Origin of the sequence: Psychrobacter maritimus (assembly GCF_029953575.1) — a bacterium.
Lineage (GTDB): Bacteria > Pseudomonadota > Gammaproteobacteria > Pseudomonadales > Moraxellaceae > Psychrobacter > Psychrobacter maritimus.
The window spans coordinates 1,040,402-1,061,306 of record NZ_CP124526.1 but is presented as its reverse complement, the minus strand read 5'-3'; the positions used below and the strand labels follow the sequence as shown (position 1 = coordinate 1,061,306).

The 20,905-nt window shown below is 42.8% G+C and carries 15 protein-coding genes; 5 read left to right on the top strand and 10 right to left on the bottom strand.

All coding sequences use genetic code 11. From position 1 onward, the window contains the following. Window positions 1-416 precede the first annotated feature (416 nt). Window positions 417-2,117: an AMP-binding protein gene (locus QJS82_RS04450; RefSeq protein ID WP_281491357.1), complete on the top strand. Its 1,701-nt coding sequence runs from the start codon at window positions 417-419 to the stop codon at window positions 2,115-2,117. A 118-nt stretch (window positions 2,118-2,235) separates the two neighbouring features. Here the strand turns inward: QJS82_RS04450 and QJS82_RS04445 are convergent, their stop codons facing one another. The 5 genes from QJS82_RS04445 to sohB all read right to left on the bottom strand — a co-directional run bounded on the left by QJS82_RS04445 (window position 2,236) and on the right by sohB (window position 8,121). Next, entirely contained in the window at window positions 2,236-2,937 is a 702-nt protein-coding gene (locus QJS82_RS04445; protein WP_281491669.1) for an SDR family oxidoreductase, read from the bottom strand. Window positions 2,938-3,363: 426 nt separating this feature from the next. After that, window positions 3,364-4,119, bottom strand: a complete 756-nt coding sequence (locus QJS82_RS04440; protein WP_281491356.1) for a histidine phosphatase family protein — start codon at window positions 4,117-4,119, stop codon at window positions 3,364-3,366. A 91-nt stretch (window positions 4,120-4,210) separates the two neighbouring features. Beyond that, window positions 4,211-5,494 (bottom strand): phosphotransferase family protein, encoded by a 1,284-nt coding sequence (locus tag QJS82_RS04435; protein WP_281491355.1) that lies wholly within the window; start codon window positions 5,492-5,494, stop codon window positions 4,211-4,213. A 111-nt stretch (window positions 5,495-5,605) separates the two neighbouring features. Beyond that, window positions 5,606-6,856, bottom strand: a complete 1,251-nt coding sequence (locus tag QJS82_RS04430; protein WP_438656659.1) for an acyl-CoA dehydrogenase family protein — start codon at window positions 6,854-6,856, stop codon at window positions 5,606-5,608. Between the two features lie 278 nt (window positions 6,857-7,134). Then, complete coding sequence (gene sohB / locus QJS82_RS04425; RefSeq protein ID WP_281491353.1) at window positions 7,135-8,121, bottom strand: protease SohB; 987 nt, start codon at window positions 8,119-8,121, stop codon at window positions 7,135-7,137. 465 nt (window positions 8,122-8,586) lie between these two features. Between sohB and aspS the strand changes: the two genes are divergently transcribed. The 3 genes from aspS to QJS82_RS04410 all read left to right on the top strand — a co-directional run bounded on the left by aspS (window position 8,587) and on the right by QJS82_RS04410 (window position 12,395). Further along, on the top strand, window positions 8,587-10,413 hold the full coding sequence (gene aspS / locus QJS82_RS04420; protein ID WP_201563576.1) for an aspartate--tRNA ligase: 1,827 nt from the start codon (window positions 8,587-8,589) through the stop codon (window positions 10,411-10,413). Between the two features lie 67 nt (window positions 10,414-10,480). Next, window positions 10,481-11,407, top strand: a complete 927-nt coding sequence (locus QJS82_RS04415) for a lysophospholipid acyltransferase family protein (protein WP_281491352.1) — start codon at window positions 10,481-10,483, stop codon at window positions 11,405-11,407. A gap of 271 nt (window positions 11,408-11,678) precedes the next feature. Beyond that, a complete protein-coding gene (locus tag QJS82_RS04410) occupies window positions 11,679-12,395 on the top strand; it encodes a glycosyltransferase (protein WP_281491668.1) in 717 nt (238 codons plus the stop codon). A 26-nt stretch (window positions 12,396-12,421) separates the two neighbouring features. Here QJS82_RS04410 and QJS82_RS04405 read toward each other — a convergent pair whose 3' ends face one another. From QJS82_RS04405 to glnE, 5 genes are all read right to left on the bottom strand, one after another. Continuing rightward, window positions 12,422-13,390 carry a capsular polysaccharide synthesis protein gene (locus QJS82_RS04405; RefSeq protein WP_281491351.1) on the bottom strand — a complete coding sequence of 323 codons (969 nt, stop codon included), beginning with the start codon at window positions 13,388-13,390 and terminating at the stop codon, window positions 12,422-12,424. Further along, the gene (locus QJS82_RS04400; RefSeq protein WP_281491350.1) at window positions 13,387-14,364 is read right to left on the bottom strand and encodes a glycosyltransferase family 2 protein; all 978 of its coding nucleotides are present in this window, start codon (window positions 14,362-14,364) and stop codon (window positions 13,387-13,389) included. Before QJS82_RS04400 ends, QJS82_RS04405 begins: the two co-directional genes overlap by 4 nt. A 30-nt stretch (window positions 14,365-14,394) precedes the next feature. Next, window positions 14,395-15,483 carry a glycosyltransferase family 4 protein gene (locus QJS82_RS04395; protein ID WP_281491349.1) on the bottom strand — a complete coding sequence of 363 codons (1,089 nt, stop codon included), beginning with the start codon at window positions 15,481-15,483 and terminating at the stop codon, window positions 14,395-14,397. A gap of 341 nt (window positions 15,484-15,824) precedes the next feature. After that, window positions 15,825-16,754 (bottom strand): branched-chain amino acid transaminase, encoded by a 930-nt coding sequence (locus tag QJS82_RS04390; protein ID WP_201563450.1) that lies wholly within the window; start codon window positions 16,752-16,754, stop codon window positions 15,825-15,827. A gap of 302 nt (window positions 16,755-17,056) precedes the next feature. After that, window positions 17,057-19,906 (bottom strand): bifunctional [glutamate--ammonia ligase]-adenylyl-L-tyrosine phosphorylase/[glutamate--ammonia-ligase] adenylyltransferase, encoded by a 2,850-nt coding sequence (gene glnE / locus QJS82_RS04385; protein ID WP_281491348.1) that lies wholly within the window; start codon window positions 19,904-19,906, stop codon window positions 17,057-17,059. A 491-nt stretch (window positions 19,907-20,397) separates the two neighbouring features. Between glnE and tusD the strand changes: the two genes are divergently transcribed. After that, complete coding sequence (gene tusD / locus QJS82_RS04380; RefSeq protein WP_281491347.1) at window positions 20,398-20,841, top strand: sulfurtransferase complex subunit TusD; 444 nt, start codon at window positions 20,398-20,400, stop codon at window positions 20,839-20,841. Window positions 20,842-20,905: the final 64 nt, after the last annotated feature.

Below are 20,905 nucleotides of genomic sequence, written 5' to 3'. Positions count from 1 at the left end.
ATAGGAATAACAGACTCAATTGCAGTTATGTTAATGTATTGCGAAAATATGTTACGCTATTATTTATTGAATGATATTAGATATTGATAGTCTCTTAAATTGAGGTTAATCGACCAACCTTGTCTGGATGTGATATTTTTCAGTACTACCTTTTGCAGTACTACCTTTAGTATCAACAGCACTCACTAGCCATTTAATCTACTTAGGAGCTAATGCTTGGTAGTTAAATATTTTTTAATTAAATAATCTTGTAATCAATGATATTTGTATAAAGGCCACCGTATTTTAGCAGTCTGTGAATAAATAGGATAACACTCGGCAATCCATCGATGCTAGGGCGATGATGGTATTATTGACAGGGACGTGACTACTTTTTTATAGAACCTTAACTTATCGCACATTTAAGGACGCTAAGTATGACCACTGATAAGCCTTGGCTTGCTCAATATCCAGCAAACGTACCAAATACCATCAATCCTGATCAATACGAAAGTCTTATAGAGCTATATGAAGAGTGCTTTAATCGCTTTCGTATGCACCCTATGACGATCTGTATGGGTGTGACCCACACGTATGGTGATGTTGATCAAGCCTCTCTTGCCATTGCCGCATGGTTACAAGCGCAAGGTATTCCTAAAGGCAGTGTCGTGGCGCTTATGATGCCAAACGTGCCGCAATATCTGCCAACGATGATTGGTATCTTGCGTGCAGGCTACGTTTGTACGCCTATCAACCCTCTCTATACTGGTCGTGAGCTGCGCCATCAATTAAATGATTCTGGCGCTCAGGTTATCTTTGTGGTTGATAACTTTGCGCAAGCGCTTGAGCAAGTCATTGAAGAGACAGCTATCAAGCGTATTGTCCTATCAAAAATGGGCGATATGATGGGTTTAAAAGGTATTTTGGTGAATACCGTTATCCGTCAGGTCAAACGCTTGGTGCCGAAGTACAATCTTAACGATCCTAAATACAACGTCACCAAATTCCCTGATGTGCTAAAAAAAGGCAAAAACTTACCTTTCCAAGCGCCAAAAACGGCTTTGCAACACAAAGCTATTTTGCAATATACCGGCGGTACGACAGGCTTGTCTAAAGGTGCTGTACTCACTCAGCGCAATGTCGTTGCCGCTGCGATGCAGTCGGAAGCTTGGTATCGCCCGATTGCCTCAGATATTAACGAGGCTTATATCAATATGGTGATGGCGTTACCGCTATATCATATTTTTGCCTTTATGCTGAGCCTACTCGGTATGCGTTCGGGTTATACTTTTATATTGATACCCAATCCACGTGATATGCCTGGATTTATCAAAACCTTATCAAAACAACCATTCCATATTTTCCCTGCGGTTAATACCTTGTTTAAAGGATTGCTTGATCAGCCGAACTTTAAAGACTTAGATTTTAGCTCGCTACGTATCTCGCAGGCAGGCGGCATGGCAGCGACCGAACAAACAGCAGCGCGCTGGTTAGAGGTGACTGGCTGTCCAATGGTTGAAGGTTGGGGTATGACCGAAGGCGTTGCTGCCGGTACAGCCAACGTCATCACAGACCGCAAATTTAACGGTACTATTGGTATTCCTGTCCCAAGTGTCGATATTATCGTGGTCGATGATAACGGCGAAACCGTTGGCTACAATCAGGCGGGTGAGATGTGTATCAAAGGGCCAAATATTACTTCAGGCTACTTTAATAAAGACAATACCAACGACTTTACTAAAGACGGCTATTTCCGTACGGGCGATATCATCAGTATGGATGAAAAAGGTTATATCACCCTACTTGATCGTAAAAAAGACATGGTTTTGGTCTCAGGCTTTAACGTCTTTCCTAATGAAATCGAGTCAGTTATGCTTGATTGTAAAGGGATTGTTGAATGTGCTGTCATCGGCATTCCTGATGACCATCAAGGTGAGGCGGTTAAAATCTATATCGTGCCTGCCGATAATAATGTCACCAAAAGTGACATCAAAGAGTTCGCTATTGACAACTTAACGGGCTATAAATGCCCACGCCATATCGAATTTGTCAGCGAGCTACCAAAGAGCAATGTCGGCAAAATACTACGCCAAAAACTACGTGAAAAACATATGCTAGACAATCCACAAACCTTGTAGCATTGAAGACTTAAAAGTTTCAAAAGTAATAAAAGCCCGCTATATAAAATGTAGCGGGCTTTTTGTTATTTTAATTTTGTCTGTACTGTTTCTAGCATAACTAGCAAAATAACTGATATCAGCTAACCTTATTAACCACTTGTAACGGCAAATGCTTCATGGCTTGACCGACAATCGACCACGGTAAACTTGGTACACAAGCTTCGTTTACTCTTGCCTCAATCGCGGCAACGATTGCTGTCGTGCCTGTCTCTGCATCGACTTCAAACGGTAAAGGCTTGGCATTTTCATTGATTTCGGTGCGCACATAGCCTGGATAAATGGTGGACACTTGAATCGGCAGCTTGGTTAATAGCATATCAGCCCGGATACCCTCTGCTAAATGCGCCAAGCCCGCCTTACTTGCGCCATAAGCGGTCAAATGCTTAGGCAAGCCGCGCATCGCTGACATACTTGATATCGCTACTAAATGACCGCTATTTTGTGCACGGAAGATATTCATCGCCGCTTCACATTGCGCGAGCGCAGAGACAAAGTTAATCTCAACGGTACGGCGGTTGGTATCAAAGCGCCCTTTACCAATACGGCGACTGTCGCCGATACCGGCATTTACCACCACGCGATCGATATGACCAAAATCCGCTGCAAAGGCATCAAACACTGTAAAAATCGCATCGTAATCGCTGACATCTAAGATTCGATATTCGATACGAATATCAGGATATTGAGCCAATAATTCTGCTTTTAAATTTTCTAAACGCTCGGTACGGCGGGCACAAATCGCAAGGTTATAACCGAGTTTAGCAAACAATCTTGCCATGCCCTCGCCCAATCCTGAGCTGGCACCGGTGATTAAAATCGTTTTACCACATCCAACTTGCTGCTTGTTCAAGCCTTTTAAATAACGCGCTGGCTGAATCGCACTAAATAGCTGATTTTTACCTTGTTTGGCGCTGTTGCTGACCAAATTTATCAATGTATTTTTCATGGACTATCCTATCCTGTTGGTATCAATACAAAATGACGTCGATTGTCTATCATAGCGTAAATTTATATAATAAGTTTAGCACTTATACCGTAAACCAAACACGCAATCAATTTACAGCGCCATAAAACTAAAGCATTTTAACGATGCTACTTAATGATTTTAAATCCATAAAAAGCGACGACCTATTTAAAGTAACCGCTTTATGATGTTTTTAATTGGCTTTTTAATGATGGCTTTAATATTTTACTCATTTCTTTTTTATCGCCACGTCACAAAGCGCTTGCCTTCAGAAAACAGATGACTATATTCATTGACAGACAATAAGCGCGTACGCTCATTTTTCATTGTAAGAGACGTCACGCCAGTATTGACCAAGCTTTTATTGATTTGATAAGCCGTCGAACTGCCTTGTTGCAATAACTGTGCGGTGATAGCAGCGATGATACCGCCCGAGGTGAATACCAGCACTGTATCATCATGACCCAACTGTAAGTTAGCAACCTGCAGACGCACTTGCTCAAGCGCTTGCTTTGCTCGCTCACTAAACTGTAGCCAGCTCTCGATGTAATCACTATCGTTATCACCTGCATGCCAGCGCTGCATCGCGGCATCAAACAGCTCAGCTAAGCGCGTAGCAGGCACTTCTGCTTGCGCAATCTCAGCCGCGATTGCCGCGCGATTGCCAAAAGCCGGATTGGATTTTATTAACACATCTTTATGATTAAATTCATCAAATTGTGGCAGTACATAGCTATCAGGCTGATTCATATCGATTGCAGGCGTGTAAGGCTTTTCAGTATCAGCCACAGACGACTGATAACGCTCCCAAAAATGCCGTGCAGAGTCTTGTTGCCTAACCAAGCTACCAGTAAAAATCGCATCGATGCGGCGCTGCGTGCTTGCATAGTGTTGACCAAGCATTTGCGCTTGCATACCGCCAAGCTTTGAGAGCTGATCGTAATTTTCTTGTCCAAAGGACGCCTGACCATGACGGGCTAGAAGGATGGTTGTCATAAAACGCTACCTTTTATCATAATTTTTACATGCCGTTTTAACCTGCCGTTTTCTACCGATTCTCTACAGCATTTCCATAGGGAATAAACAGTTACTCATCTGATGATTGCGGCGCTTTAGCAAAATAGCCTTTTGGCAAAATACCTTTGACCACTTTTTGTACAGGAGCTGGCAATTGCTCAATCGTAGCAGCGTCGATACCAATCTCTTTTAACTGTGGCTGCACATAAGTATTGAATAACGCCTCACCTTCGTACTGCGCAATCAGCTTGAGACATTTGGCATGTAGTACATGGACGATGAGCCAAAAGTTCTTAAACGCTGGATTGGTGGTTTGTTTATTATAATAACGATAGTAAATTTGCTGCACGATACCCGCTAAACGGAACAGACCGAACACTTCATAAAACGTCCAATTGTCTATCTTAAGACCCGATTGCTTCAGGTAGTAGTCAACCACTTCATCACGGGTCATCATACCTTCTAAGTGCGTTGGCTGACGGCGTGACTGCTGCATAATGATGTTGTCATCTTCTTCGACCCAATAGGCCAATGCACTACCCAAATCCATCAAAGGATCGCCCAAAGTCGCCATTTCCCAATCAAGTACGCCAATGACCTTGGTCGGATCAGCAGCATCCAAAATCACATTATCAAAGCGCCAGTCATTATGAATGAGGCAAGTCTTACTGTCAGCAGGCGTATGCTTACTTAGCCACTGACGAACTAAGCCAAAGCTTGGCACGTTTGGCGTTTTGGCCTTGACATAACGCTTATCCCAACCAGTTACTTGGCGCTCGCAGTAACCTTCACCGCGTCCAAGGTTGACCAAGTCAGGATGCTCTTTATAATCGACTTGATGTAAGTCAACCAATGCATCAATGACATTGGTACATAAGGCGCGCGTCTGCTCTACATCTAAATCGATGCCTTTTGGCAAATTGGCACGAGGAATGATGCCTTCCATGCGCTCCATGACATAAAAGTCCGCACCGATGACGGACTCATCAGTACATAGCGCGACCATTTTGGGCACATAAGGATAGGCATCTTTTAAGGCTTTTTGCACGGTATATTCACGTACCATATCGTGCGCTGATTTGGCCTTAGTGCCTTTTGGCGGACGGCGTAAAATAAGGTCTTGGCTCTTACCTTCGCCTTCATATTGCAGCCGGTAAGTCCAGTTTGAAGCACCGCCAGAGAATTGAGTAACCGTTGGCTCGCCTTCTATATCAACACCTTGCTCGCGTAGCCAATTGCTAACTGCTTGTGCATCAAGCTCTTCACCCTCGCGCACTTCGCCGCCTTTATCTAAGACTTTATTAAGTGTTTGATCGTCATTGTCAGTATTGTTGGCATGATTGTCAGTTGCCATAAGATGTTCCTTATCGTGTGGTCAGTTATTTTTATCAATAATTACAGTGATGAAAAATTCACTATTAACTGATTAATAGTGAATTTTTAGAGATGGTATTTTAACGTTGTATTATGATTTAGCAGGTTTCGACGAACGACTAAAACCTTGACGCTTAAGCTCTAGTTTCGCAATCATGGTTTTATGTACTTCATCAGGACCGTCAGCTAAGCGCAATGCTCGAGCTTGAGCATAAAAGGACGGCAACATGGTATCTTGGCAAACGCCCATACCACCATGGATTTGAATCGCCATATCGACCACTTCTTGTAATACAGTCGGTGCAACGACTTTAATCGCAGAGATTTCTGTGAGTGCTGCTTTGGTACCTTGGGCGTCCATTTTCTGCGCCGCGTATAGAGTCAGCAGGCGTGCTTGATCAATCTTAATACGCGCCTCAGCGATACGCTCAAAGTTACCGCCCAGTTGTAGCAATGGCTTACCAAAAGCTGTACGCTCCATGCCGCGTTTGACGGCCAGCTCTAGCGACTTCTCAGCAGCGCCAATACAACGCATGCAATGATGAATACGACCTGGCCCTAAGCGACCTTGCGCAATCTCAAAGCCCATACCTGGGCCACCGATAAAGTGGCTGACGGGCACACGTACATCATTGAAGCTAACCTCGCCATGACCGTGCGGCGCATCATAATCGCCAAATACTTTTAGCATACGCTCGATATTGACGCCTGCCGTTTTAGCTGGCACTAAAACCATCGAGTGCTGATGATGACGGTCTTTAGTATCATCAGGGGTATAGGCCATGACAATCAAGACATCAACCGCAGGATCACCCAGACCTGATGACCACCACTTGCTACCATTAATGATAATCTCGTCACCATCGACGACAGCTGTCGCTTGCATATTGGTCGCATCACTTGAGGCAACATCAGGCTCAGTCATACAAAAGACTGACCGCGTTTTACCTTCCAAAATTGGCGTTAGCCACTTGTATTGCTGCTCCTGTGACCCATAACGCCATAGCAATTCCATGTTGCCGCTATCAGGCGCATTACAGTTAAATACGTAAGGGGCAAGTAAGCTGCGGCCAGTCAGTTCAGCAATCGGTGCATAATCGGTAACCGATAACCCAGCGCCTAGCGTGTCATCTGGCAAAAATAAATTCCAAAGACCCGCTTCACGTGCTTGTTTGCGCAAGCTCTCGTATTTTTCTGGCCAGTGCCATTTAGTCCAATCGCCGTCAGGATTTTGCCCATGACAATCCGCCCAAAACTGCGCTTCGATTGGCTCGATATAGGTTTCGATAAAGGCTTTAACTTTGGCATGCATGGCTTGACCATGTTCGGTGGCGGTAAACATTAATGTATCGGTAGACATAGCTGACATCCTTTTCTGTTCTGCTGGTTAATTATTTTCATCACGCTCATACAAAGCTTTTATAAAAAACGCAATAAAATTCTTATAGTGTACGTACGTATACTCTGTTCTGTATGCCACATTTATAACACAGCGTTTATCAATAAACAGCAAAAAGGCGCGACCCGCTAGGACACGCCTTTTACAAAATACAAACAATGCACAATTAAAAAATGCAACGCTAAAACATCATCGACTAGATATCATGATGATATTCAAGATTATTTTAGAATATTCAAGCGACTGTTTAAATCGAAACGTGCCAAGGCATCTGGCAATTTATCAATCGCTATGCTGAGTGTCGCCCCTGCTGCTTGTGACAGCCCTAATTTTTCTGCAAGGGTTGGTTTTTGGCGTGAATGCAGCGCATACACTTCATTATTTTCCATACGCTCTAAAATATAGCTGTCTGAAGTTTGCAGGCTATCAATTAAATTAAGTTTCAGCGCATCTTCACCATACCAATGCTCGCCAGTTGCGACTTTTGCAACATCCAATGTTGGGCGATAAGTATTAACGAAGTGCTTAAATAACTCGTGTGTTTGTTCAAGTTCTTCTTGGTATTTGGCGCGGTCTTCAGCGTCATTTTCACCAAATACGGTCACGGTACGTTTGTAATCGCCAGCGGTAAACATCTCATAATCGACATCATGGTTTTTCAGCCATTTATGGAAGTTTGGTAATTGCGATACCACACCGATAGAGCCAATCACAGCAAAGGGTGCAGCGACGATATTATCGGCGACGCAAGCCATCATATAACCGCCGCTTGCCGCGACTTTATCGACACAGACGGTGAGTTTTAGACCCGCGTCTTTTAAACGTGCTAGTTGTGCCGCGGCCAAACCATAGCCATGAACCAAACCGCCGCCCGATTCTAGGCGCACCACCACTTCATCGCCTTTATTGGCAGTACTGATTAATGTGCTGATTTCTTCGCGTAAATGCTTCACCGCCGTGGCTTTAATATCGCCATCAAAATCAAGCACAAAGACTTGCTGCTTATCATCGCTATTATTCTTTTTATTTTTGCTTTTACTTTTTACTTTTAATGCTTGTTTGGCCTTTTTAGCCATGGTTTTTTTCAGTTGTTTAAGCGCCGCTTTACCTTGCGTCGCCTCCATCAGGTCTTCACGACGTTGCTCTTGGCTTTTATTCAGGTGGATAACTCTTAGCTCAACAGGGTTTTTAGAAGGATGAAAAAGCATGAGCGGAATTCCTTGTTAGTTAAAATAGATAATCGAGATTGTTTTAATAAGGTTTTATAAGTTAGCCTGATATGTGCACAGTGGCTAGTATTTTCAAGCAAAATGACAATATTTAACTGATGCTCAATGTTATGGCATGAATACCATAAACAATGCTGAACATCTTATAAATACCACATGCACACACCACGAATCAGTAAGATGCCATATTTGCTGAGCATTGCTTACTCTCAGCGCTTTGTATCGCAACCGCTGGTTGTATAACAAAGGCAGATTAGGCATAATATGTGTTTACACCAAATTTTCTGCAGCCAACGTGATGACCATTTGTCTTATATCGCGTTATTTGTGCTTTTTTAGCTAAAGGCTTGAATTGCACGGCGCTTGTATCACACGCTAGCGGCTGTATTATTGTATTTCGAATTGGGCTGACAACTGGATAATTATATTATGACGCAAAGCACTATGACGCATAGCGAATACCGAGACGAATATTGCGGCGCTGTAACCGAAAGCTTACTTGAGCAAACCATTAGTATCGTAGGCTGGGTACATCGTCGTCGCGATCACGGTGGCGTAATTTTCTTAGACATGCGTGACCGCGCAGGTATCTTGCAGGTCGTCGTTGACCCTGATACGCCAGAAGCGTTCGCTCTTGCTGATGCGGTACGTCCTGAATACGTGCTAAAAATTACCGGTCGCGTACGCCGCCGTTATGAAGGCACTGAAAACGCCAATATGACCAGTGGTCAAATTGAGCTATTGGGCAAAGAGATTGAAGTATTGGCGAAATCTGAAACCCCGCCTTTCCCATTGAATGATGAGAAAACCACGGTATCAGAAGACTTGCGTTTAAAATATCGCTACCTTGATATGCGTCGTCCGCAGATGCAAGAGCGTATGGTTTTCCGTGCTAAAGCCACTTCAACGATTCGTCGCTATTTAGATGACCATGGTTTCTTAGACGTTGAAACCCCTATTTTGACTCGTGCGACGCCAGAAGGCGCACGTGATTATCTCGTGCCTTCACGTACACGTCCGGGTAACTTCTTTGCTTTACCGCAGTCACCGCAGCTGTTTAAACAGTTATTAATGGTGTCAGGATTTGATCGTTATTATCAAATCGCTAAATGCTTCCGTGACGAAGACTTACGTGCTGACCGTCAGCCTGAATTTACCCAAGTCGATATTGAGACTTCTTTCTTAAATGAAGAAGAAATCATGAATATCAACGAAGGTCTTATCAAGCATCTATTTAAAACTATGATGGATGTTGAATTTGAGCAATTCCCACGTATGACTTATGCTGAAGCAATGCGTGACTATGCCTCAGACAAGCCTGACTTACGTATCCCATTAAAATTGGTCGACGTTGCCGATTTAATGAAAGACGTTGATTTTAAAGTGTTTGCGGGCCCTGCGAACGACCCTAAAGGTCGCGTTGCTGCCCTACGCATTCCTGGCGGCGCTTCATTAAGCCGTAAACAAATCGATGCTTATACCAAGTTTGTGAGCATTTATGGTGCACGTGGTTTGGCTTATATCAAAGTCAATGACGCCAGCAACATCAATAACGGTGTCGACCAAGAGTCTGGCCTACAGTCTCCTATCATCAAGAACATGACTGATGACGTATTGGTCAGCTTGATTGAACGTACTGGTGCCCAAAGCAACGATATTATCTTCTTTGGTGCGGATAAAGCCAGTATCGTCAATGACGCAATCGGCGCACTACGCCAAAAGATTGGTCTAGATTTAGAAATGACGACTTGTGAATGGGCGCCACTTTGGGTCACTGACTTCCCAATGTTTGAAGAAACTGACGATGGCAAATGGACCTCAATGCACCATCCGTTCACGAAGCCAAAAGGTTCTGTTGAAGAATTAAAAACCAATCCTGAAGCGGCACTTTCTATCGCTTATGATATGGTACTAAATGGCACAGAAGTTGGCGGTGGTAGCTTGCGTATCAATACCTATGATATGCAGCAAGCCGTACTCGAAGCGCTTGGTATCGGTGAGCAAGAGGCTCAAGATAAGTTTGGCTTCTTACTTGACGCCTTAAAATTCGGTGCGCCTCCGCATGGTGGCTTGGCCTTTGGTTTAGATCGCTTAATTATGCTCATGGTAGGCGCAGACTCTATTCGTGATGTCATCGCCTTCCCAAAAACCAAAACGGCTGAGTGCCCACTAACCCAAGCACCTGCTGAAGTTGATAGCAAGCAGCTACGTGACCTTGGTATCCGTGTGCGCGAAAAAGCACAGGCTGACACCAACAAACCTGCGCAATAAATAGTCAGATAATGCTTAGTTACTTATTATCTGACTGGTTACGTGATTCATCACCGTGTGAACGGTCATGAATCCGTATCATATCTTCAAATTCGTGCCACTGTCTGTCTTACAGATGCTGGCACGTTTTGTTGCTTGGGTAATATTACGCCTACCAAATGCTAGCATTATGCGTACTGTCAGTATCAATATGGCACTGATTGCGCCGTCGTTATCTGAGCGTCAAAAGCAAGCCTTAACCAAAGACATTATTTATCATCAATGTTTAACCAGTATTGAGTCTATCAAGAGTTGGGCGATGCCACCTGAATGGAGTATTGCTCAAATTCGCGACGTTTATAATAAAGAGCTTTTATTAGAGGGGCTTGCCAATCCTAACGGCATGCTGGCGATTGTCCCGCATCTTGGTACGTGGGAGATGATGAACGCCTGGCTCAATCAGTTTGGTTCGCCAACGATTATGTATAAGCCTGTTAAAGGCGATATTACCAATGACTTCATCCTACAAGGTCGCTCGCGTCTGAATGCGACACTGGTTCCGACCGATGGTAGCGGCGTCAAAGCCGTATTTAAGACCCTTAAACAAGGTGGCTTTAGTATTGTACTGCCCGATCATGTTCCCGATCCATCAGGCGGTGTGGTCGTGCCCTTTTTTGGCATTGAGACCTTAACCAGTACGCTTGCCTCCAAACTTGCGAGCAAGACCAAATGTGCGTTGGTCGGATTATCCTGCATTCGCCGTGATGACGGACGTGGTTTTGATATTTATTGTTATAAATTAGACGATCCCGCCCTATATGATCGCAATTCTGAAACCGCTGCTTATGCACTTAATCTGGCTATGCAACAGATGATTGAAGATAAATGCAGTCATTATATGTGGGGTTATCGCCGTTTTAAACACATCCCTGTTTTAGACAATCCTTATAGCGCTGATAAAGAAGCATTAGCAGCGTTTATTCGTAATCAAAACTCTAAGCATACAAAATCTTAAACTAAGAATAATCAATAGCTCATAATAAGTAAAACAATACCAAGATCTAACATCTAATACCTAACACTTAAGAAATAATGTGAATAATAGGTGTGTTAATATCAGTCAACGTTCGTATTATTTACATCCTTTTTAAGCCCTAATTTTTTTAACATTCGTTCTTCATTTATATCAATATGAGTGCATGATGGCAACTGACGTAAAGCAAAACTTATCAATAGACTCAGCCCAAGCAGACGGCAAAGACTATGCGCAACGTTATATTATTTGTATGAAATGGGGCGATAAATACGGTGCAGAATATGTCAACCGTCTTTATAACATGGTCAGTCGGCACCTGACTTTAGATTTCCAAATGGTCTGTCTCACCGATGATAGCACCGGCATCGATCCTGCCGTTCAATGTTACCCGATTCCAGAAATGGATTTACCAGCAGGCCCTGAACGTGGTTGGAAAAAACTCACCACTTTTAAGCCAGAATTATATGACCTAAAAGGCGTCGCCTTATTCTTAGACATCGATATCGTGATCGTCGATAATATCGATGCTTTTTTCACGTATAAAGCTGAGCATAAAGACAGTGTCGTCATCATTCGTGACTGGAAAAAGCCATGGCGCATGATTGGTAATAGCTCGGTTTATCGCTTTAACGTTGGTATGGGTACATATCCTGATTTGCTGGCAAACTTTGAGCGCAACTTCGACAGCATTCGTCAGCAAGTCCGCCACGAGCAAGCTTATCTTTCTAATTATCTGCGTGAGCATCATCACTTAGAATACTGGGATAAGGAGTGGTGTGTCAGTTTTAAATATCAGTGTATTGCCCCTATTCCATTTAACTTAGTGCGCGCACCGACGTTGCCTGAGGGCGCAAAAATTGTTATTTTCCATGGCGAGATTAATCCACCAGACGCCATTAAAGGCGGCGGTGGTAAGTGGTATCGTCATGTGAAGCCAACTCCTTGGTTAGAGGAGTATTGGCAGTAGCGGTTAAGCTAGCAATAATGACTATTTTATTGATTTTGTGTTAAATAACCGTAATAGGTCAAGTCGCCCAATAGTGTTTTTTCTTTAAGCGTATCGTGTAGGCTTAGCTTGTGCAGTGAAGCTTGTGCTTTGATAGCTTCAAATTCACTGTGATCAAACTTCTCTTTCATTTTAAATTGTAAAAGATGCGGCAGAGTATCGTCTTGTACTGGAAAATCAAAGTCAACTACTCCTACTTCTCGTAACTCATTTATCATAATTTGAAAGAAAAAATAGTGCGGAATCGCCTCTTCAGTTTTCCAAAAGTGTAATAGTAGATCTAACATAATAGAGGATAACTTACTGCCAGCACGACCATAAATAATACTGCTTAAATGCTTAACCTTTAGAGTGTCTCTCCAACTAAAGTAAACATGCTTATCGCCTGTCCCCCAGTTTTTATTAACTGAATTTGGGTCTCTAGAAAACATGAAAAAGTCGTAATCACTATATTGCGCAGGTATGGTTTCGGTCAGTAATATAGAAGCATCAAGCCATATCCCACCATAAACATTAATCAGTGCGACTCTAAGTAAATCTGAGAAAAAAACGGGTTTGAATACAGAGTTTTTTCGTTTTTCAGCAATAAAATCCGGCAATTCAAGATAGTCTTCTAAGTTATCATCAGTAATACGTATGACTTCATAATCACCTTTATATCTATCTACTGAAGCAAAACATAGCTTGGCGGTGTCATTCGCGTTTTCTATTCCTTGTGCCCAGTATTGCCAAATAACTTTTCTATTGTTCAGGTCTTTTTTTGGCTTCATTTGATACCTATCGATATTTCCATCTTGGTATTCCCTAATGATCGATTGCCAATATTCAGCTACAGCAACTTGAGTTGGCAACTCATCATATTTATACCTCCAAGATTTTCTTACACTTCTAGGCACTAAGCCGTGGTAAAAAATCTTGAAAGGTTTATTACTGACAACATCAAAAAATTTATTCACGACTTATGCCCCCTCTTTTTAAATAACATATCTACTTTTGATTTTTTGAGTCTTATTATCTTTTTTTGAAAAAAAGATAGTCTATTATAAGTAGCTGAGTAAAGTTTCGAAAAATAATCACTGTAATGAATATCGACGTAAGATAAAAGTTGAGCCTGCTTAGTTTTATCGATTTTTGTAATGAGACCTGCGTAATGCTTATAAACTTTATATTTTAAATAGATGAAGCCTAATTCATTATCATCAACTACTTTATATTTCTCAATACGGTACTGAAAAGCTGACAAATAATTATCTACATATTTTTCATTCAGGTTCTGGACAATAGACCCTTGTCGTTCGCGATATTTTATAATAGGCATTTTGAGATAACTGAACTTAAAATGATTATTAGAGACATCTGTTATATAGTAGATATCTTCAAAATTAACACCTTCTTTAAATCTTATATCTTGTATCAACTGTCTTCTAAAGACTTTATTCCAAATATGATTACTTTTATTTTGAATAATATTATCTAAGAAGTTATTGTTATTATTGATATAATTTTTATTAGCCCTGCCTATAAAAGCTTTTTTCTTTACCTCTTTTTTCCCTCGTAATGATACATAATCAGCACATAGCACATCCGAGTTCAATTTTTCTATTTGAGACATGACAGATTTATAAGCACCTTCGTACATAACATCATCAGAGTCAATAAACCAGATATACTCTGTTTGCGCCATATCAAAAAGCGCATTACGTGTGGCTGACAAACCTCTATTATGAGGCGCATCGAAGATTTGCACTTGAGGGTGATTTTCAAAACGCTTGATAATAGCTGTACTATTATCTGTCGAAGCATCGTTCATTATTAAAATAGATGCTCTAGTATCGATTTGAGTGAGTATGGATTCTATACACTCTTCTACATAATCCGCTACATTATAAACAGGTATTAAAATACCAATTGTTAGATCTTCTTTATTCATACAACACTCACATTAAAAACTTTATAATAATTAACAGCTTGTTAATAAACTCTGAAATAATTGATAATACGCTTGAGTGACCTGTTTTTTATCATAATGAACTAAAACCTTCTCTCTAGCTGCCGTTGCTAGTGCTTGGTAGTTTGATGGATTAGATAGTACAGTCTCAATGATACCTGCCAGCTCTGTTGCTGCTCCGACTGGGAACAAGAAGCCATCTTTTTTGTCATCAATCAACTCCTTTACTCCCATTGCAGTACTTCCCACAACGATACAGCCACTTGCCATCGCTTCTAGCACCGCTAGGTTCAGCCCTTCAAAACGGCTCGACATGACAAATACTTTGTGTTGCAGCAATAGCTTTTCAACTTCGCTACTGTACTCTATAAAGGTCACTTGTTCATGCAGCTCATAGTGAGCAACCAAATCATGTACTTCTTTTTGGTAACGCTTGCGCCCACTGCCAACTAAGGTAAGAGTGGGGTTTATGCCTTTTTGCTTTAACTGATTCAGTGCTTCAATTAAAGTAACGTGATCCTTACTTTTAGCATACCTTCCCACCATAATCAGATCATGCGACCTTTCATTAACAGGTGCAAGGTTCACACCGCCAAATCGAGTGGTATCAATACCATTTGGGATGGCTTGAATAGGCGCTTTAAGACCCTGCTCAGATAAGACTTGGGCTACGCCTTCAGAGACAGCCACAATTCTAGCAGTTGATTTACTTAGTTTACGCGTTTGGTATAGCTTCCAAGGTGTATAGCGCTCTTTAGAGTTGTGCTCCACTTGTACCAAGCAAGGTACTTGTGCCAATAGCCCTGCCTGTCTTCCCAGTAAATGCTCAGGAAACCCATGCGCAACCAATATATCAGGTCGCCATTGCTCACATAGTTTTTTTAATTCGTGAACGGTCGCAAGATGGGTAGTACCTGTGACAACCTTGCAATCGATATCTTTATCTTCAAGTTCAGCAAGCTTTTCTGGTACGGTCGTTTTTTTACGACGCAGTACTAATAGGTTTTCAGTCGATTCTATTTGATTGTGAGCCTCAACCAAATCAATAGCAACTTTCGTAGCTCCTGAAAAGCCACCAGTGACAAAATGTAAGACTCTCAACAGCTTCTCCATTAATCTATTCAAAGTAAAGCCAGACTTAGCTAAAAAATAAGATTCTATGACGCTCTCAATTTGAACGCACCTGCTTTAAGAATCGACATGCTAAGCAGCCGTATTTATAGATGGACACCATAGCAAGATGTAGCTTGAAACTAAGCGACGTTATGATACCGCATCCATAAATTATGTGCGAGCTTATCGTTAGTAGTTATAGCGAGCCTATGAACTTGATTTTAAGATACCTATTAGTACCACTCAACAAAAAAAGCTAAGACTTAAAGCAGTCTTAGCTTTTTTATTTCATACAATATGGTTTTAAAAATAAAATGCAGTTTTTAAAATTAATCAATAAAGCTTAACCAATCCATATACTGCTCATTGCGGCCATGTACCACATCGAAATATAAGGTTTGCAATTTCTCAGTCAGCTCACCACGGCCACCATTACCGATAACACGATCATCGTATTCACGAATAGGCGTGACTTCAGCTGCGGTACCTGTCATAAAGATTTCATCCGCCAAGTAGAACTCATCACGAGTGATACGGCGCTCAACGACTTTGATGCCCAAATCTTCAGCAAACTGAATGATAGTACGACGCGTGATACCATCAAGCGCACCGCCGCCCAAATCTGGTGTATGCAGCACACCGTCTTTGACTAAAAATAAGTTCTCACCAGCGCCTTGGCAAACATAACCTTGTGGATCCATCAAGATAGCTTCGTCATAACCATTACGCGTGACTTCTTGGTTGGCCATGATAGATACTGGATAGTTGCTAGATGCTTTAGCTTTACACATGGTCACATTGGTCATGTGATGCGTAAATGACGAGGTTTTTACACGGATGCCGTTTTTGATACCGTCTTCACCAAGGTATGCGCCCCAATGCCAAGCAGCGACCATTGCATTGATGCTATTGTCACGTGATGACAGACCCAATTTTTCAGCGCCAACCCAAATAAGCGGACGAATATAGGCTTCTGCCAAGTTGTTTTGCTTGACCACATCTTTTTGCGCTTGCTCAAGTGCCGCTGCATCAAATGGTACATTCATTTGAAAGATTTTTGCAGAACCCAATAGGCGATCGGTATGGTCTTTTAAGCGAAAAATCGCCGTACGATTGTCAGCAGTTTGGTAAGCACGTACGCCTTCAAATACCGCCATGCCATAATGCAGGCTATGCGTAAGCACATGAACCTTGGCGTCTGGCTGTTCAATCATCGTGCCATTCATCCAAAGCTTACCTTCTTGTGTTGCCATATTCATTTAATAGTCCTTATGCTAGCGCTGACGTCTAACTTTTTTTGTTGAGTGTTAATGGTTAAATAAATGTTTTAATTAAAATTGCCTGCTGACACTGAGTGCCTATTTTTAGATGCAATTTCAGATGCAATTTTTCTAGGTACAAATTTAAGGTGCCAGTGATTATAGCACCGGCACGAGAGGCAAATACAATATTTTAGTTTATCACTGCATGGCTTTTATTCATATACCCTTGAGCACAATGGCTATCAAAGCGCTATGCTTATCGTCATATCATCTGGCCGCATCATTATAATGCAGCAACTTTACTCTGCGGATTCTACGCCCATCAGATGCTGCCACTGCGCTTGTACCAGTGCTCGCGTTTCTGTCCATAATGACTCATCAACCAATAACGACTGTTCGGATAATGCCAATTGGTGCGTCGCGGCGCGGATGCGTAAGTAAGCATCGGTCAAATCCTGACAAACCTGTGCCTCCCAAATACCCAAAGTCGCCATCTCTTCAAAAATACGCACGTTGTCACTCCACTTGGTCAAGCTTGGATGTTCATGCGAATAGGCTAATACCGCAAACTGCGCCAAAAACTCAATATCGACAATGCCGCCGGCATCTTGCTTAAGGTGAAACTTGCCCGCTTGCTGCTGGTGCTGACTGGTGCCCAGATGCTTTTGCATTTTAATACGCATGCTGGTGACTTCGATACGGACTTGCTCAATCGTACGCGGTAATGCCAAAACAGTACGACGAATATCACAAAAACGGGCGGTCACGCGTTTGTCACCGCAGATTGCCCGCGCCCGTACCAACGCTTGATGCTCCCAAGACCACGCTTTCTCGAGCTGATAGGTTTCAAACGCATGACAAGAAACCACCATCATACCAGCGTTACCCGACGGTCGCAGACGCATATCGACTTCATAAGCGCGGCCATCACGGGTTTGGGTATTAAGGTACGTCATGAGCTTTTGCGCCAAGCGAGCCGCAAACTTCATACCGCTGACTGATTTTTCGCCCGTGGTCATGCCCTGCTCTTTTATTTTATGCAAAAACACCAAGTCTAAATCTGATGAATATGACAACTCCAACCCACCAAGCTTGCCATAGCCAATGATGGCAAAACCGCAATCTGCTTCAGTGACCGGATCGCCATCTTGACCAATCGGATAGCCATAGCGTTTGACGATTTCGGCAAAGGCACGTTCAAGCGCGGCCTCGAGTACCACAGCGGCAATATAGGTCAATGAGTCTGATACTTTCATAATTGGGCGTTCTGCCAACACATCACTGGCAGCCACTGCCAACACTTGGTTCTTTTTAAATAATCGCAGTACGCTCAGTAACTCCTCTTCATCGTTAGGCTCTACGCGCAATAACTGTTGACGCAAAATGTCCCGCAGCTCACGCTTGTCTGGCAAATGCCGATAGCGCTGTTGTAAGAAGGTATCTAATAACACCGGATACTGCGCCAATTCCTTAGCAATCCAAGGGCTGGCTGATAACATCGGAATCAGCTCAACGGTGGCATTGGGGTTTTCTGCAATCATCACCAAGTAAATAGAGCGGCGGCAAATGGCTTCTAGCAAAGTAATTAAACGTGGCAAGGCGGTATTAGCAAGTTGCTGCTGTTCTTCATGGATAAGTAGCGCGTGTACAATCACAGGATAAGCATCATCCAAACGCTCACGCGCTTCATCGCTCAAATTGGCGACCATTTTTGACTGCCAAAAACCTTGTAATAGCGCACGATTTTCTTCGGTTAATACCTCATTTAAGCGCGCTATCTGCTCATTTAACTGTTCAGGCTCAAGCTCGTCATCCTCTTGATCGGGTATCTGCCGTTCGGTGACCATACGCTCAAACGGTACATTGACATGATAGCGATGCTGATTAAGTGTCGCTAATAATCCTGCCCAATCATCAAAGCCAAGGGTGACTGCTAGATTATGCTGCCACTGTGTGTCATGCGGTAAACGCTGCGTTTGCTGATCATTAATTGCTTGAATACCGTGCTCAAGGCGACGTAAAAAACGATAAGCCGCTTGTAGCTCTTGATAAGTGCTCTGCTCTAGATACTCAAGCTGACACAGCGCCTGCATCGCCGCCAAACAAGACTTGACCTGTAGCTGCGGATGCCGACCGCCATAAATCAGTTGAAAGGCTTGGACGATAAACTCAATATCTCGAATACCACCCGCGCCAAGCTTGATATTATCTAAATCTTCACGCTGAGCGACTTGATTCTGAATCAGAGATTTCATCTCTCTGAGGGCTGAAAAGGCACTATAGTCAACATAATAACGAAATACAAAAGGCTTAATCAGCGCTTGTATGTCATCATAAAACGGCTGCTCTATATGCCCAACCACGCGTGCTTTGAGCCAAGCAAAACGCTCCCATGCCCGCCCATGCTGAGCAAAATACTTCTGTAATGCTGATAAATGAATCGCCAAATCGCTGCCATCGCCCCACGGACGCAAACGCATATCGACCCGAAATACAAAACCATCAGCGGTATTATTATCGAGCAGCCTAATAATGCCTTGTCCAAGCCGCGTCATAAAACGCTTATTATCAATACTGCGCGTGCCTTTTGCTTTGTCACCGTCCGTCTCACCGCGCGCCTGATGGACAAAAATAAGGTCGATATCACTGGATAAATTCAGCTCATGCGCGCCAAGCTTACCCATTGCCATAATCGCCATGTCATCCACTTGCACATTACCTTTAGCGTTGATAAAGGTCGGTTGCCCATATTGCGCTATCAGCTGCTGGTACGTATAGTCTTTGGCAAATAAAATGCAGCCATCCGCAAACTCAGACAGCTCATCGGTCAATTGCTCAAGCTCAATGACGGCCAAGGCATCTTGCCAAATCCAGCGCATCATCAGCAGCATACGCAAATGCCGCAAGCCGATCATGACTTTGTCTTCATTGGCGAGCTGATAATTCTCATCCAACGTATAATCTTGAATCAAATCATCAATTTGCTGGCGCGTTAAAGTGCTCTGTAATGGATAACTGCGCAAAAACGTCTGGCAAGCGCCCGTTCGACTTTGCCAAACCTGATAAGCAAACTCGCTGGCAGTCTGTAGCACTTGTAGCTGCTCTGGTGTGGGCTGAAAGCCTGTACCACTAGGTACGGTAGATAGCATAACGACGACAACTCCTTGCAGCATAAAGCTATAAAAACCACATGAATTGGAAAAATTATTTTTAGAATATTAAAGCGATTGTACATCTTCTAATTTGTGCGTTTTATAGTAGCATAAATCCTCAATCATGCTACTGACAGCCCTATACTAACTAACAACTGACGAACACAAGAAAAATTCGTGAATAATGCTACAATAGCCAATGCTTAAAAGGCTCAAAAAACTTGATTCTTAAGTGCTTGATTCTTAAGCGCTTGATTCTTAAGTGCTTGATTCTTAAGCGCTTGATTCTTAAGCGCTTGATTCTTAAGCGCTTGATTCTTAAGTGCTTGGTTCTTAAGTGCTTGGTTCTTAAGTGCTTGGTTCTTAAGTGCTTGGTTCTTAAGTGCTTGGTTCTTAAGTGCTTGGTTCTTAAAAACCTTGAGTCTTAAAAAAATTAAGGCGTTGCGCTTTTTTCTTCATACTCATTCATCATAAGTGACACCGCGATTATGACGACCACAACCCCGCTATTATTAATTACTGCTGATCCTAGCCATCCGCTGGCACATCTTGCGCTACGCTATGCTCGTACTTATCTAGCAAGCACTCACATAAATAATAATGATAAAACCAATAACAGCGACGACCTTGAAAACCCGCCCGCGCCATTGAATGTTTTTTTCTATGCCGATGCCGCCAATACAGCCAATCGATTACGCTGGCAGTCAGCAGACCAGATGAATATCACCCAAGCGTGGCAAAAGCTTGCTGAGCAATATCAGTTGGCGCTGCCCGTTTGCGTCAGTACGGCGCTTAGCCGTGGTATTTCAGATGGCGAAAATAGTACACGCCATCAATTAGATAGCGAAAATCTGGCCGCTGGTTTTAAGCTGGTTGGACTGAGTGAGCTTGCGATGATGATGCAAGGTGACTGTCGTTTGCTACAGTTTTAATTAGCATTGGAATTATAGTTCGCTCTGAAAATGACCAGCCTATAAATAGTTAACCCATAAAAAA